Source organism: Bacillus sp. BML-BC051 (genome assembly GCF_019656175.1).
GTDB classification, from domain to species: Bacteria; Bacillota; Bacilli; order Bacillales; family Bacillaceae_G; genus Bacillus_A; species Bacillus_A mobilis.
The window spans coordinates 249,175-264,759 of record NZ_BPLI01000017.1; the positions used below are offsets into that span (position 1 = coordinate 249,175).

The 15,585-nt window shown below is 38.6% G+C and carries 16 protein-coding genes and 1 pseudogene; all 17 read right to left on the bottom strand.

The features are described from left to right. Positions 1-116: 116 nt before the first annotated feature. Positions 117-389, bottom strand: a complete 273-nt coding sequence (gene spoIIID, locus K5S59_RS09215) for a sporulation transcriptional regulator SpoIIID (RefSeq protein ID WP_000544012.1) — start codon at positions 387-389, stop codon at positions 117-119. A 308-nt stretch (positions 390-697) separates the two neighbouring features. Further along, a complete protein-coding gene (locus tag K5S59_RS09220; RefSeq protein WP_000008903.1) occupies positions 698-832 on the bottom strand; it encodes a hypothetical protein in 135 nt (44 codons plus the stop codon). Positions 833-1,120: 288 nt separating this feature from the next. Continuing rightward, positions 1,121-2,026, bottom strand: a complete 906-nt coding sequence (gene spoIIQ, locus K5S59_RS09225; protein ID WP_001214935.1) for a stage II sporulation protein SpoIIQ — start codon at positions 2,024-2,026, stop codon at positions 1,121-1,123. A gap of 161 nt (positions 2,027-2,187) precedes the next feature. Further along, a complete protein-coding gene (locus K5S59_RS09230) occupies positions 2,188-2,892 on the bottom strand; it encodes an ABC transporter permease (RefSeq protein WP_000144459.1) in 705 nt (234 codons plus the stop codon). Next, entirely contained in the window at positions 2,892-3,734 is an 843-nt protein-coding gene (locus K5S59_RS09235) for an ABC transporter ATP-binding protein (RefSeq protein WP_000170853.1), read from the bottom strand. The genes K5S59_RS09230 and K5S59_RS09235 overlap by 1 nt, the downstream gene beginning before the upstream one ends. A gap of 181 nt (positions 3,735-3,915) precedes the next feature. Next, positions 3,916-4,923: a LytTR family transcriptional regulator DNA-binding domain-containing protein gene (locus K5S59_RS09240; RefSeq protein ID WP_001185971.1), complete on the bottom strand. Its 1,008-nt coding sequence runs from the start codon at positions 4,921-4,923 to the stop codon at positions 3,916-3,918. A gap of 116 nt (positions 4,924-5,039) precedes the next feature. Beyond that, positions 5,040-5,516: pseudogene (locus K5S59_RS09245) on the bottom strand (AMP-binding enzyme); the annotation flags it as partial. Between the two features lie 111 nt (positions 5,517-5,627). After that, entirely contained in the window at positions 5,628-6,647 is a 1,020-nt protein-coding gene (spoIID, locus tag K5S59_RS09250; RefSeq protein WP_000672645.1) for a stage II sporulation protein D, read from the bottom strand. A gap of 207 nt (positions 6,648-6,854) precedes the next feature. Next, on the bottom strand, positions 6,855-8,159 hold the full coding sequence (gene murA, locus K5S59_RS09255; protein WP_000411269.1) for a UDP-N-acetylglucosamine 1-carboxyvinyltransferase: 1,305 nt from the start codon (positions 8,157-8,159) through the stop codon (positions 6,855-6,857). Between the two features lie 39 nt (positions 8,160-8,198). Further along, the gene (locus K5S59_RS09260; protein ID WP_000767924.1) at positions 8,199-8,903 is read right to left on the bottom strand and encodes a YwmB family TATA-box binding protein; all 705 of its coding nucleotides are present in this window, start codon (positions 8,901-8,903) and stop codon (positions 8,199-8,201) included. A 51-nt stretch (positions 8,904-8,954) separates the two neighbouring features. Further along, complete coding sequence (locus K5S59_RS09265; protein ID WP_000940742.1) at positions 8,955-9,191, bottom strand: DUF1146 family protein; 237 nt, start codon at positions 9,189-9,191, stop codon at positions 8,955-8,957. Between the two features lie 211 nt (positions 9,192-9,402). Beyond that, entirely contained in the window at positions 9,403-10,917 is a 1,515-nt protein-coding gene (nuoN, locus tag K5S59_RS09270; RefSeq protein ID WP_033656420.1) for an NADH-quinone oxidoreductase subunit NuoN, read from the bottom strand. 7 nt (positions 10,918-10,924) lie between these two features. Beyond that, entirely contained in the window at positions 10,925-12,427 is a 1,503-nt protein-coding gene (locus tag K5S59_RS09275) for an NADH-quinone oxidoreductase subunit M (RefSeq protein WP_000998946.1), read from the bottom strand. Further along, a complete protein-coding gene (nuoL, locus tag K5S59_RS09280; RefSeq protein WP_000568196.1) occupies positions 12,424-14,286 on the bottom strand; it encodes an NADH-quinone oxidoreductase subunit L in 1,863 nt (620 codons plus the stop codon). The genes K5S59_RS09275 and nuoL overlap by 4 nt, the downstream gene beginning before the upstream one ends. 29 nt (positions 14,287-14,315) lie before the next feature. Next, positions 14,316-14,630 carry an NADH-quinone oxidoreductase subunit NuoK gene (gene nuoK, locus K5S59_RS09285; protein ID WP_000100078.1) on the bottom strand — a complete coding sequence of 105 codons (315 nt, stop codon included), beginning with the start codon at positions 14,628-14,630 and terminating at the stop codon, positions 14,316-14,318. Further along, entirely contained in the window at positions 14,623-15,147 is a 525-nt protein-coding gene (locus K5S59_RS09290) for an NADH-quinone oxidoreductase subunit J (RefSeq protein ID WP_001012825.1), read from the bottom strand. Before K5S59_RS09290 ends, nuoK begins: the two co-directional genes overlap by 8 nt. Continuing rightward, positions 15,144-15,563 carry an NADH-quinone oxidoreductase subunit NuoI gene (gene nuoI, locus K5S59_RS09295; protein ID WP_000677191.1) on the bottom strand — a complete coding sequence of 140 codons (420 nt, stop codon included), beginning with the start codon at positions 15,561-15,563 and terminating at the stop codon, positions 15,144-15,146. The genes K5S59_RS09290 and nuoI overlap by 4 nt, the downstream gene beginning before the upstream one ends. Positions 15,564-15,585: the final 22 nt, after the last annotated feature.

Here is a 15,585-nt window from a genome sequence, read left to right on the forward strand (position 1 = left end):
TTCTTTTACACCTAATTTCTGATTTTATCATAATTTTAACAGAAACGTAATATTCGCAAAAAGAATTCTTCTGAAAAATATTACCGAATTGACACGGAATGTTTGCGATCGCATATTTATTGACGGACCGGCTTTTCTACATCTTCTTTTCTATACTTTTGCTTTGTTGCTTCTCCGCCTCTTAAATGACGAATAGACTTATGATAATCAAGAATTTCTTTCACTTCATTTGCGAGCTCTGGATTAATTTCTGGTAGACGTTCCGTTAAATCTTTATGGACTGTACTCTTTGATACCCCAAATTCCTTTGCAATGACACGCACTGTCTTTCTTGTCTCCACGATATACTTACCAATCTTGATAGTTCTCTCTTTGATGTAATCGTGCACACCACTCGCCTCCCTAAATTGGATGTGAGAAGGGTGAAATGAGCCTCGCTGCATATGACTAAGAAGTAAGTGTGAGTGCTGTTTGTAAGCGTTAAACATTCTTGGATTTATAATGAAATGATTCACGATTTCTCACCTCAAACACTCTCTTTGCTTTGGTTTATACCATTGTATTGCCCGCACTACTGATATATGCTACATGTTCACTATTTTTGCGGACTAAGTTAAGAAAAATTACATTTTTTTGTGAGAAATACGTTAACAGTGACTATTTTGGCGAAAAAAAATGACACCTTGTATATAAGGCGTCATTCTTCTCTTTCCAACTCTTCTTCTAATAACTGATGGTGGGGAACCTCTTTCTTACCGGCAATATAATAATATAAGGTGAATAAAACAAACAATAAAATAATAGCAGTCGACAGAACAAACAAAAATGACACAGTATCCCCTCCCTTTTGTAATATATATTCGAGAATCTCGTCATTTTTCCTTGTTATTGCAACTTTTTTCTCGAAATTGAGTATTTTTATATAAAGTGAAACTTTAATCAGTGGGCGCCATTTCCCACTGATTATTAGCCTTCACCAATCGGGCTTTTACGGGCAGTTGACCCCAGGCCTAACTTCTTAACTTTCACTGAATTTTGAAGTAGGGGTCTTACTGCCCGTTAATGCGGGGTGAAAGTAAAAAAATCAGCTCTCCTAGTGAGAACTGATTTTTTCACTTTTTTATTCTTGTGAAGAAGAACTGTTAGATGATTCTGTAGAACCATTTGTTGATTTTTCTTCTTTCTTCGGTTCTTCTTTTTTGTCACTAGTCGAACCGCTTGTTGATTTTTCTTCTTTTTGAGACTTGTCTTCTGTTTTATTTTCTGGTTTCGTGCTTGTTGACTTTTCTTCTTTTTGAGATTTGTCATCAGCTTTTTTACCAGAAGCATTCGTTGCTTTTGCAGCACCTGCATCAGCTTTAATTTCGGCTACTGATTTATTTAAGTAGCGTTCAGGGTTCACAGCCACATTGTCTTTACGTACTTCAAAGTGAACGTGAGAACCTGCTTCTTTATTCATTGCACTTAGACCGGATTTTCCTAATACTTCACCTTGTGCAACTCGTGCACCTTTTTCTACTTTCACACTGCCTAAGCTTTGATAAGAAACTGCTACACCATTTCCGCTATCAACTGTTACAACATAACCAAGAAGTGAATCTTTTTCAGCTTTCGTTACTGTACCGCTTAAAGCAGCAGCTACATTGAACTCTTTTCCATTCTTCGCAGCAATGTCAATTCCTTTATTTGGGGAATATGTGTTGTTATAAAAGACAAGTGCTTTTTCTTGTTCCGCCTCAGTTGCTGCATCTTCATAGAACTTCTTCTGTACGACTACTTCCACACTCGCGGCTGCTGGCATTTTCACTACTTCTGAAGATTTCGTTACTGGTACTGCTGGATCTTCCGATTGTGTATACGGTGTTGCTTGATCTTGGTTCGGAGTCTTCTTCGGATTAGCTCCTTGGAACCATAGCGCAACCATTAAAATTACCGCTGCACATGCAATGTATAGTGCCGGAAACACCCATCTTTTTTGAAATAAATGTACTACCTTTTGCGACTTTTTATTATTTCTTCCTCGCATTCCATCATCACCTCAGCAATCATTTTGAACAATATTCACGTATCCTATACAACCTATAACTAATTACTTTTCGACAAAATCTGTAAAAATATGTATAGGAATTACAAAATTTCCGAGGAAATGATAGAAAAAAGAAAAAACTGAGCGTTTTAGCTCAGTTTTTAGTCCAATTGTTTCTTTTTATATACGATTAAACATGCAATAAGTGAAATAATGAGCCACACTCCAACATTTAGCATATGCCCACTAATACTACTAAACCCAGCACCATCCACTAAGCTTTTAATCGCTTTTTCAAGATGAGATGTTGGAAGATAACTAATCATCGTCTTAATTACTTTATTTTCAACCATTGGCTCAAATTGTACAGCTAAATACATCGTCATTAATATTGGCATTCCAATTAGTGATGTTTGCGGGACAGACTCAGCTAATAATCCAATCACTGTTCCAATTAAAATGAATAGAATTGTTCCACATAAGAAAATAAATGCTAGCAATAAGAGATTGCCACTTAATTGATCTAAAATGAATAAGTTTACAATGGAAATGCCCAACGTTAAACATGCTGTTAATATACTTTTCCCAAGAAGAACTTCAACAGAAGAAGCTGGTGATAGCATTAACACACGTAACGTATGTTTTTCTTTCTCTTCTGCAATTACCATTGATTGAACAAACCCTGCTACAAATAGAAAGGACATTAAAGTAATAATACCAACCCCCATGCGTCCTTCTCCAAATCTGCTAAATATAAATGCAAATATAATTGGTAAAGATGCCATTAACAACACTTGTGAATTCGTCTTAAAATCTTGTACTTCTTTTCTAAAAATAGCTGATACACGTCTCATTGAAAATGTCATTATAATCCCCTCCCAGTAACTTCAATAAAGATATCGCCTAGCGTTGGTTCGTGTGAATGAATGGATAGTAATTCACCTTTTTTCATCCATTCTGAAATGCGTTTTGCACCTAATTCATCTTTTTGCACGATTTCTTTTTGCTTATCTTTTAATACAACTTGTATTTGATCTTTCGCGTATTGTAAACGAAGGTTTTCTGGTGTATCAAGCGCTACAATTTCTCCGCCGCACAGAAAGGCGATGCGATTACAAAGCGTCTCCGCCTCATCCATATTGTGAGTCGTTAAGAAAATCGTCGTTCCTTCTTTATTTAAATCTTTTAAGACTTTATGAATGTTTTGTACGTTAACTGGATCGAGTGCAGATGTTGGTTCGTCTAAGAAGAGGATATCCGGTTTATGAAGAATCGCTCTAGCTAATGTGACGCGCTGCTTCATTCCTTTTGATAGTTTCTTTACTAATGTTTTTTTATCATCTAATAGATTCACTTGTGCTAGTACTTCATCGATTCGTTCTTTTTTACAATCGTATAAGTCACAAAATAATAGTAAGTTATCATAAATGCTAAGTCTCTCATATAAACCGCTATTGTCTGTTAAAATACCAATTCGTTTGTAATCGATGCTGCTTGGCCCCGTAATATCTTTCCCTAATACTCTTACCGTTCCAACACTATGAAGTAATTGAGAAGTTAAAATCTTTACTGTTGTCGTTTTTCCAGATCCACTCGGTCCGAGGAATCCAAAAATTTCTCCTTGCTTCACTTCAATATTTACATTTCGGAGTGCTGTTTTTTCGTTGAAACTTTTCATTACATCTTTCATTTCAATTGCCAATGTCATCTCGTCATCCCCTTTGTTTTTTTCTTTTATAGATGAAAGTCGCTTTAGCGCTTTTCGTTTGTTTGTTTCGCTTTTCTTGACTCAATCATATGAAAAACAAAGAGGTTACGCAGTAAAATACCGGTAAAAGGAGTATTTTCACCGGTGAATGAATCGTATTTTGAGCTTATTGGAGCAATTTTTATAGCCCAATCACACCTTTTAATTCATCCATTCGTCCTTTCGAAAGCGGAATTGAACTTTTTCTTTCGTCATCCAAAATTAAACTAAAACTATTACGAGTCCACGTAATCACTTCTCGTACTCTTTGTAAATTCACAAGGTACGAGCGATGACATCTAAAGAACCCGAATCCTGTTAATCTCGCTTCTAGTTCACTTAATGTTAATGCACATACGAAATCACCTTCGCGCACATGAATATGTGTCACTCCGTTTTGCGTTTCAATGAAATGAATTTCCATCGGATCAAGTAAAATGATTTTATCGTTCACTTTCGCTGGAATTCTTTCAAGTTTCATCTGCGGAATCATTTGAACAACTTTTTCTCCATCAACCTCTTCAACTTCTTCTTGTTCAATTTCTATTTTCTTCACACCATCGTTATTTAAAATGTATACATCCTCTGTTAACGAAAGGGAGTCCGATAGAAAGGATGACGTAATAAAAATCGCCTTTCCTTGCTCTTTCATTGCCATAATTGATTTTCGAATAATAATCGTGCTCTCTGTATCTACATTTTGCTCTGGCTCTTCCAAAATAACTAAATCCGGATTATGAATCATAACACGCCCGATATGAAGGCGACGTTTCTCTGAAAATGATAGTTTTTCTATTTTAACGTTTAATTTATCTAAGAGGCCGACATACTGTACTACTTCTTCCGTGCTCATATTTGATCCATACAGCCCTATTAAGAACTTAAAGTATTCCTTTACCTTCAAACGGTCGTATGCTTCATCTTTCAAAAAACAAAAACCGATGCGGTAATAATTTTTCTTTCCAATCGATTCTCCCTCAAATAGTACGTTGCCAGTTGAAGCTTCTTCCTCACCAATAATAATGCGGTGCAATACTTTAGCTGTATGGTTATTACATTGCAAAACAACACATTGTCCCTTCTCAACCTTCAGTTCAACTACCGGTAACTGGTTCGTCTTCCCTAACTGTTTCAACTCCAATAACGCCATTCTGTCTCCCCCAAATACTTTTTATCCTATTATACCAAACAATTAATGGAAGATTTAGATATTTTATGAAGTACCATAAAAAGAAGGCTATCCAACTGAAAGGATAGCCTCCTTCTCTAATTTTTCTCTACCATATACGTCTTGAGCTGATCACGCAACGCTCTCTTTAAGAATTTCCCTACAGATGTTTTCGGAATTTCATTTACAAATAAAATAGCATCTGGCATCCACCATTTCGGAAATTCTGCTTCTAATAAAGCATACAACTCTTCTCTTTCGACTACTTGTCCCTCTTTTAATACAACGCAAGCAACGGGACGTTCTTGCCACTTTTCATGCGGCACCGCCACAACAGATGCTTCTAACACTTTATCGTGCGACATTAAAGTATTTTCTAAATCTACGGAAGAAATCCATTCGCCTCCACTTTTAATTAAGTCCTTCGTACGATCAGCAATCTTAATACATCCTTCCGAATCAACCGTGACGATGTCTCCTGTATGGAGCCAGCCAACTTTCATTGATTATTCTGTACGCTCATCCTTATAATAGCTTCCAGCGATCCATGGGCCCCTTAAACAGAGTTCTGTCATCGCTGGGCATTGATGATTTTTTTAATATATCAACGATTCGACAAGGATAACCTATCTACTAACAAAAGAAGACCGTCCCAACATACCTCTTGGGACGGTCTATTCTACACCTTACTTCTTCACCATTAACTTTCCTTCATAATCATTCATCGACTTTATTTCGACACCCTTATAATAATGAGCAACGATATCTGTATATTTCTTACCTTCCGCTGCCATGCCATTTGCTCCGTATTGGCTCATGCCAACGCCGTGGCCGAAGCCTTTCGTCGTAACAATGATTTTATCTCCATCTTGTTTCCACGTGAAGTCAGAAGAGCGTAAATCTAATTTGTCACGTACATCTCTTCCGGTTAATGTTTTCCCTTGAAACGCTACGTCTTTTACACGTTTTCCTTCTGTACGCCCTTTAATATCACCAACTTTCCCATCTGCTAGCACTTTCACACCGAGACGTTTTTGGAAGTCAGCTACTGTAAAGGTTTGCTCGCTCGTAAACTTTGGAGAGGCTTGATCCCACGGACTATCTACGCTCTTTAAGTACGGATAATCATTTCCCCAGTAATCAGCCGCATTTTCTGTCCGGCCATTACTCGTTGAGAAGAAGGATGCTGAGATCGGTTTTCCATCATACGTTAAAACTTGTCCTGCGGTTTTTGAAACGGCTTCTTCGATTTTCTTCAAATTATTTTCGTAGTTATTACCCCATTGTTTCTTCAATTCCTCTTTACTTTTGTACACTTGATCTTTCACCGTATCGGTCACGTCCGCATTGTTTTTCTTTCCTCCGCTTAGCATACGCTGCACCACAAATGTTCTCGCTGCTAATGCCTGCGCCTTTAGCGCCTCTATTTCAAAACTGGCATTCATCTCAGAAGCTACTACACCGGTCACATACTCCTCCATAGGTAATGTATCTACCTTTTTCTGTTTCTCACGATATACAGCAACTTGCACCGCTGTATCCACTTTCCCTGGAGCTGGTATACTTTCTATCGCTGGAGGAGTTTTAGAAGCTGCTTCTTCCCCTACCTTTGCTTTCGCAAATGGAATAACAAGAGCAGCAGGTACAATGATAACGAGCGCTATGAGAAGCGCTACTGTGATGAAAAGCGGCTTTGAAAATTTCATCTTATTTCCCCCAATATGAAAAAGCTTTACTCCATTCATTCTTATGGAACAACTCTTTCTTTTAGAACATACTTAAGGGGAACCAGCTAAAACGAAAATTTTCTAAATATTTTCACTGGTACGTGCATAAGTATAGAATTTATTGACTATAACAGTAATAACCCAAAAAAATAGCCCCTACGTCAAAAGACGTAGAGACTATTTCAATTAAGCGTGAAGATCAGAAACTTCTTGTTCTTTCACTTCTTCTACTTTTTCGTTTACACGTTCAATAGTTGCACCTAATGCAGCTAATTTCTTATGGAAATCTACATAACCACGGTCAAGATGCTTTAATTCAGTTACACGAGTGTAACCTTCAGATACTAAACCAGCTAAGATTAATGCAGCAGCAGCACGTAAATCAGTTGCGCCTACTTCAGCACCTTGTAAGCTGTTTGGACCGTTCATAATAACAGAACGACCTTCGATTTTAATATCAGCATTCATACGACGGAATTCTTCAACGTGCATAAAGCGGTTTTCGAATACCGTTTCTGTAATCATACTTGTTCCATCAGCTTGTAGTAATAATGCCATCATTTGTGATTGCATGTCTGTTGGGAAACCTGGATGAGGCATAGTTTTAATATCAACCGCTTTTAATTTATCCGGGCCGATAACACGTACACCTTCATTTTCCTCAATAACTTTAACACCCATTTCTTCCATTTTCGCTGTAATTGAGCGTAAATGTTCAGGTACAGCATTTTCAATTAAGATGTCTCCACCAGTAATTGCCGCTGCAACCATGAATGTTCCTGCTTCAATACGGTCAGGAATAATAGAGTGGTTTCCACCATATAATTTATCAACGCCTTCGATACGAATCGTTCCAGTTCCAGCTCCGCGTACTTTCGCTCCCATCGCATTTAAGAAGTTAGCTAAGTCAACGATTTCTGGTTCTTTCGCTGCGTTTTCAAGGATTGTTGTCCCTTTTGCTAATGTAGCTGCAGACATAATGTTTTCTGTCGCGCCCACGCTTGGGAAGTCTAAATAAATTTTAGCTCCTTTTAGTTCTCCCTCAACGTATGCCTCAACAAAACCATTACCAACCTGTACTTTTGCTCCCATTGCTTCGAAGCCTTTTAAATGTTGGTCAATTGGACGTGAACCAATTGCACATCCACCAGGAAGTGCAATACGAGCACGACCGTTACGCGCAAGCAATGGTCCCATTACTTGAACAGATGCACGCATTTTACGCACATATTCAAATGGTGCTTCGATGTTTAGTTCTTTAGAAGCATCGATTGTTACTTGGTTATTTTCAAATACGACTTCAGCATTTAAATGACGTAATACCTCATTAATTGTGTATACATCAGACAAAACTGGTACTTCAGATAGTACATTCTTTCCATCACTCGCTAATAGGGCTGCAGCGATTATAGGTAATACAGCATTTTTTGCGCCCTCAACACGCACTGTGCCGTTTAACCGCTTTCCGCCACGGACGATGATCTTTTCCAAATTATTCCCCTCCGTGTCCTTTTTTCAGTATCTATTCACTCAATACTCAGAAGTTATGATCGGTGTGCCAACCACAATTGTATCTTTGTTGTCTGTAGAACGTATTGCTATTTGCACATTTATTTTCTCTCTATTTGTTGAAAGAGCGTCATCCCACTTTTTATTGTATGCGGAGACTGACACAAATGCTCTTTCTTCTATCTGTTCGATCGCTCTTGCTGAAAGATCTTTCAAAACCTGATTGGTTTTATTTTGCAAAACACCTTCAATCTTATCATTCAGTACACCTTGAACACAAGTGTAAATTATAGGTTTTTCACTAAAAATTTTATTTGTTTTCTGAATGTACTTCGGGTCCCATTTCGCCCCACTTACTTCAAAAATAATGAAAGTGTTTTCTTTAGTATTTTCCTTACTCCATGTTACTACTACTCGTTCTTCATAAGAAGAAAACTTTTTATAGGATGTAGCTTTATATCCATCTGGAGATTGTTCTAATTCCCACTTTTGAATATTCGCCTTGCCCTTCACATCGTTTAACAACTTTTGAAACGTATGTATATTAGAAATTGTTTTTGTTTCTCGCGCTAACCATGACCACTTCTCTACTTTAGCATCATTTTTCTCTAAAGTTGCAATCATACTCTCCATTTTCTGTTCATCGCTGATCGGTTTCATTTCTCTATATCCAACCAAAAATAAAACAACACTTATCACAACAATAAGAATGGCTTTAAGCTTCAATTTCATCCCCTCCTATCCCCATTGTTAACGGAGATATGAGGTTCTATACACTTACTTTACTAAATACGTTAAACTCTTTGAATAGCCTAAATAATCAAGGAAAAAGTTACTTACAGATGTCCCAATTGCAATTGTAATTAGGATGAGTAATACTCGCGTCTGCATCACCTTTCCAGGCTTCATTAAACGCTCAATGTGAATCCCTTGTAAGGCCCACCACGTAATGGTAATAAACAATAAATGCGAAACGATGGCAATCAGTGCTTGTTGCCCTAAAAGATGTGCCAAAAAATCGACCCCTTTTTACCCAGCTACTACTTACAAAATACTCTAAAAACGATACCATAATAAGTAGAAGCCACACTTTTTCAAATACAAATAAGCATCTTACATTTCACATCGTAATTTGTCCTCAAAAACGTATACCTACATGCATTTTCAATTGTAGTTCACACAAAATAAAAAGCGCAGAGTAACAACTCCACACCTTTTATTTTCACTATTGTACCACGTTCCCTAGGAAGAAGAAATCCTTCATTAATGGAAAATATTCATAAAAGAAATTGTATCCGATCATCGGCATAATCCCTAGTATTACAATTGAAATTGCACAAAGGCTCATAACAACCTTTATATTGAATGGCAAATGAATTTTTTCTTCCACTTCTCCCGTCCGGAAAAACATTTGCTGTAGAATACGGAAATAATATACGAATGAAATGACTGTCGTTCCCATCATAATAGAAGCTAGTACGTAATGAGCTGGCTCTACATGCAGTGCACCTAAAAAGATGTTAATTTTCCCGATGAAACCAGCTGTTCCTGGTATTCCGGCCAACGATAAAATAAAAATCGTCATCACTATCGCTGTAAATGGCGATCTTTTATATAATCCGGTGAAAATGGTAATGTTTTCTTTATCGCTTTGTAAGATTAAGCCGTGGATAATTGCAAACGCGCCTATATTCATAAGCATATACGCAAGCATGTAAAACCACATGCTATCCATCGTAAATGGTGATAATGCTACAAGCGGAACGAGTAAATACCCCGCATGTGCGATTCCCGAATAGGCAAATAGGCGTTTTACGTTATATTGCTTTAACGCTACTACATTCCCAATAATCATCGTAATACTCGCTAGCACGGCAATGTATATGCTCATACGTCCGTATAAGGATTGCATGTCTCCTTGCACCGATACACTTGCAAAAACCATGAGAAACAGACGAATAATGAGTAAGAACCCAGCAATTTTAGAAATCGTTCCAAGAAAAGCAGTAACAGGCGTAGCCGCTCCCTCATACACATCTGGTGCCCACATATGAAACGGCACCGTCGCAATTTTAAACGAGAGTCCAACGAGTAATAGTAGAAATGCGAGAGCTAACAATAACTGAATACCACCAGCAAGCTCCCCTGCGAATACTTTTTGCATATCCACGATATTAGTCGATCCTGTAATACCGTACAAATAACTCATTCCAAAGAGCGTAATTGCAGTTCCAATTCCTCCATTAATGACATATTTCATGGCCGCCTCATTTGATGTACGGTTCTTTTTTCGTATTCCTACTAAAATATATGAAGAAAGTGAAAGCAATTCTAAACCGACGAAAAGTGTAATGAAGTCGACGCTAGAAGCCATAAACATAGCCCCAAGGAGGGCCATTAAAAATAAGTAATAATATTCTCCCTTATCTTCAATTGGATTCTTCTTATCATCGCTCATTGCGGTGCATAAGATAAGGGCTGCTCCGCCTAATAACAACGTTTTGAACCCTTTTGAAAACCCATCTAACACAAACGATCCGTTTAAAATATCTCCTGTTGGTTCGCCGTATAGCGTAACTAACGACACGATTGCTAATATGACGGCTGCGATTGCACTAAGCGCTACATATCTATGGTTCAACTTAAAAAACAAGTCACATATGGAAAGAAGGATGGCAGCTCCGAGAATAATGAATTCTGGCACCATGAGATGCCATGATAAGCTAAGTAACGTATTCATATCCATCCTACTTCACCCCCAATGTTTTCAATGTATTTTGAAGCGGATCCCCTAGTATTTCTGGCATTACTCCAATTGCAATAATGCAGAAGATCAGTAGCAATATAGGGACATACTCCCATCCGTGTATATCAGCTTTCACTCCCCACTCTTTCTTACCAAATGTTACTTGAAGTGTCGCTCTCAATACGTATACAGCGGTTAAAATGATGCCGAGTACGCCGACTGCCGCAATGACTGGCTCCCCTTGGAATAAACCGAGAAAGGCAAGAAACTCGCTAACAAATCCAGACATTCCTGGTAATCCAAGCGATGCCATTCCTCCTGCTAAGAAGAATCCGCTAAGTACCGGGACACTTTTTGCGAGTCCGCCAAGCGCTGTAATATCCGACGTTCCAAAACGTTGTTCTATAACACCAAGTAAGAAGAAGAGTAAGGCCGCAATTAAACCGTGCGAGACAACTTGGAATAGCGCCCCTTGTGTACCTGGTGCATTTAACGCCGCAAGGCCCATTAATACAATGCCCATATGCGAGATACTAGAGTAAGCAAGCACCTTCCGAAAGTCCGTTTGGATGAGCGCTAAGAAGGCTCCGTACAATAAATTAATAACTCCTAAAATCGCAATGAGCGTTGCAAACTCGCGAAAGTATTCCGGGAATAGCCCTTTTCCGAAACGAATCATACCGTATGCTCCAATCTTCAGTAAAACGCCCGCATGAAGCATAACTACAGCTGGATGCGCTTCAATATGCACATTAACCATCCAGCGATGTAACGGGAAAACGGGTAGTTTAATCGCAAAAGCGATCATTATGGCAAGAAATAAACCGAACTGTAAGCTACTTGAGACGATGATTCCTCCCCCAGCACCTACACTCGTTAATATTTCTTTAAGCTCTGTAATATTTGTTGTACCTGTTTTCGCAAATAAAACTGAGAAAACGATGAGTAAAATAGCGGAGCCGATACCGTTATATATTAAATAACTATAAGCAGCCTTTTCACTCGACAATTTCCCCCACTTCCCAATTAATAAAAACATTGGCGGCAATGTAATTTCAAAGAAGATAAAGAACAACATTAAATTTTGAGCAGCGAAGACGCCGAGCATCCCTATTTCTAGCATAAGTAGCAGCATATAAAAGGCTTTTAAGTTCCTTTTAATAGTAAATGCCGCAATTGCTGCAAGTATCGCTAGAAGGGCCGTCAGCACCATCATAACGAGCGATAAACCATCAATACCAAGCTCGTAATAAATGGAAAACCATCTTTTATCCACCGCTGCAAAATCCCCAAATTTAATCCATTTCACTTTTTCATCGAATAGCGACAAACTCTTTCCAGAAGCATATGTACAAGCGAGGACGATAGCGATTCCAAATGGAAGCGCCGTCCCAAACAAACCGAGCGCTCGCACTGTACGCGATTCTTTTTTCGGTGTTAATACAAGTAAGAGAATTCCTAAAAGCGGGGAAAAAATGAAGAACGTTAATAACAAATCATTCATCGTAAATCCCCTCCCGTATAGAGCAAAATAATGACGAGTACTGCAAGCGAAACAGCTGTTACAGTGCCGTACACTTGTACATTTCCATTTTGGAGTCTAGAACCGAGTCCGCTTATCCCTTTAACTAGACTCCCTATTAAAACAGCAATTCCTTCGACTACATACACCTCAAATAAGCGAAGCACATGAGCGATTCCCTTCGTAATAGGGAGCACTGTCATATTGTATAGTTCATCCACATAATATTTTTCTTTCAAAAGGTTATAAAGAGGTGTTCCCTCGCCACCAGCCCAATCTCTAGAAATAGATTTCTTACCATATATGAAATATGCCAGAGCAATCCCTGCAAATGAAACGAGCGTCGCTACAATCATAATCCAAACTGGCCCGTGTACCTCTCGCGCTTTAAATGCTACATCTTTCGTAAGCCAATCCCCGAGAAACGTCCCAAACCATGGTGTATTCATATAACCCGCCACTACCGCGAGGACGCCGAGGACGATCATCGGATACGTCATAATGCGGGGCGATTCCTGCACGTCTTCCTTCGTCTTCGCTTCCCCAGTAAAGACAAGGAAGTATAGCCGGAACATGTAGAATGCTGTTAAGAATGCTGCAATTACTGCTAATATGAATAAAACGTAATTGCCATTCATCCAAGCCGCCGCTAAAATTTCATCTTTACTAAAGAAACCGGAAAGGAGTGGCACACCACTAATTGCAAGCGTACCGATTAAAAATAGTGCACCCGTTACTTTCATCTTCTTCTGTAAACCGCCCATTTTATTAATGTTTTGCGTATGCACTGCATGAATAACACTTCCTGCAGCCAAAAATAGTAGCGCTTTAAAAAAGGCGTGTGTCGTTAAATGGAAAACCCCAGCTACATAACCAGCAGATCCTAACGCAAGCATCATATACCCGAGCTGGCTAACTGTAGAATAAGCAAGCACTCTCTTTATATCCGTTTGCACAAGACCGATAGAAGCCGCAAAGATTGCAGTAAATGCTCCAACAATTGCCACTGTCTGCATCGCCACCGCACTTGCTGAAAATAGCGGAAACATCGTCGCCACTAAATATACGCCAGCTGCGACCATCGTCGCCGCATGAATAAGTGCCGAAACAGGCGTCGGCCCTTCCATCGCATCTGGTAACCACGTATGAAGCGGGAACTGACCTGACTTCCCCATCGCCCCGATAAAAATTAAGATCGCTGTTATTGTAATCATCGTAGGGGTGAGATCACCCGTATGAATCGCCCTAAATATTTCGTCATATTCAAAACTACCCGCGTGCCAAAAAAGTAAGATCATCCCTATAAATAACCCGACATCTCCAATACGAGTCATAATAAAAGCCTTTTTCGCAGCAGCCTTCGCTTCTTCTTTAAAGAAATAAAAACCGATGAGTAAAAATGAACCGAGGCCTACTAACTCCCAAAATATATAAAGCTGTAATAAATTCGGTGATATAACGAGCCCGAGCATCGCAAATGTAAAGAGTCCTAAATAGGCATAAAAGGTTGGTAATCTTTCGTCACCTTTCATATAACCTTTCGAATACACATGTACAAGTAAACTCACAAGTGTAACGATAAACAGCATTAAAGCCCCTAATGCAGTCACTTCAAAGCCAAATGATATATCAATATCTCCCGTTCTAAGCCATACCCACGTATGCTTTAATCCTACTTTCGAAAACCGTTCTATTAATACAAGTACCGCAAATATAAAGGAGAGAAAGACGAGGAAAATACTAAGTACACTGCTTCCTTCTCTAATTTTCTTCCCGAATATAAGTAATAAAAAAAACGAAACAAGCGGGAAAAGCGGTATGAGCCATGCATAATCGATCATTGTTTCCTTCCCCCTTTTCGGTCACAATGTTATCCTTTGAGCGTATCCATTTCATCTACATGAACCGTCGTACGATTACGATACAAAGCAATTAAAATGGCGAGTCCTACCGCCGCCTCCGCAGCCGCTACAGCCATCGTAAACAGAGAGAAAATTTGCCCTGTTAAATTTGGGAACAAACCTAATTTACTAAATGCTACTAAATTTAAATTAGCCGCATTAAGCATTAATTCAATACAAACTAATACAATCACTGTATTTCGTTTCGTTAGAGCTCCAAACAAACCGATGCAAAATAAAATAATCGCAAGCGTTAAATATGCAGAAGCCGGAACGCTACTCATCGGAACCCTCCTCTTTCTCATCCTTCTTCGCAAGTATAATCGCGCCAACAAGTGCTACAAGTAAAATAACTGAGGTTAACTCAAATGGAATAATATATTTCGAATAGAGAAGTGTACCGATTTGAAGTGTGTTTTTTTCATGGAGAGGTAAACTTCCTTGTGTGCTTTCATTTGCAAAATCAATATTGTTAACAGCGAAATACATAACTGCCCCAAATGCTACAACCGCAAAGAAGATAATCCATTTTCGAAGAGTAAGACGCGATTCATTCTCTGCGTTATGTTGCGTTAACATAATGCCAAAGATCATAATAATTGTAATCGCACCCGAGTAAAGTAAAATTTGTGCAACTCCGATAAATTCGGCCGATAAAAGAAAGTACAAACCTGCAATGCTGAGGAATGTCAGAACGAGAGCTAGCATCATATGCATAACTTTCGTTAAATTCAACATAAGAACGCCGCCGATAATTGCAGACAAGGATAGTATGAAGAATGCTACAAACTCGCCATTCATGCTTTATTCTCCTTCCTGACGTTTTCGTCGTTTTCATCAAGCCACTGCAAATTTTTAAATAAATCATCACGTGAATACTCCGCGAGTTCAAAGTTATTTGTCATAACAATCGCCTCTGTCGGACAAACTTCTGTACATAAATCACAAAGAATACAAATTTCAAAATTAATATCGTACGTGTCGATAATTTTTCCTTTTTTCGTAGGATCTGGATGTTTTTTCCCTGTTAACTGAATACAGTCTGTCGGACAAATGTTGGAGCACTGATTACAAACAATACACTTTTCTGGATAAAACTTTTGAATGCCTCGAAAACGGTCTGGCAATGGCAACGGTTGATTCGGATAATCATAAGTCACCTTCTTCTTACTCAAATTGCTTAATGTATATTTTAATCCTTTAAATAGTCCTTTCATCTCTTACTGGCACCCCCCTCAT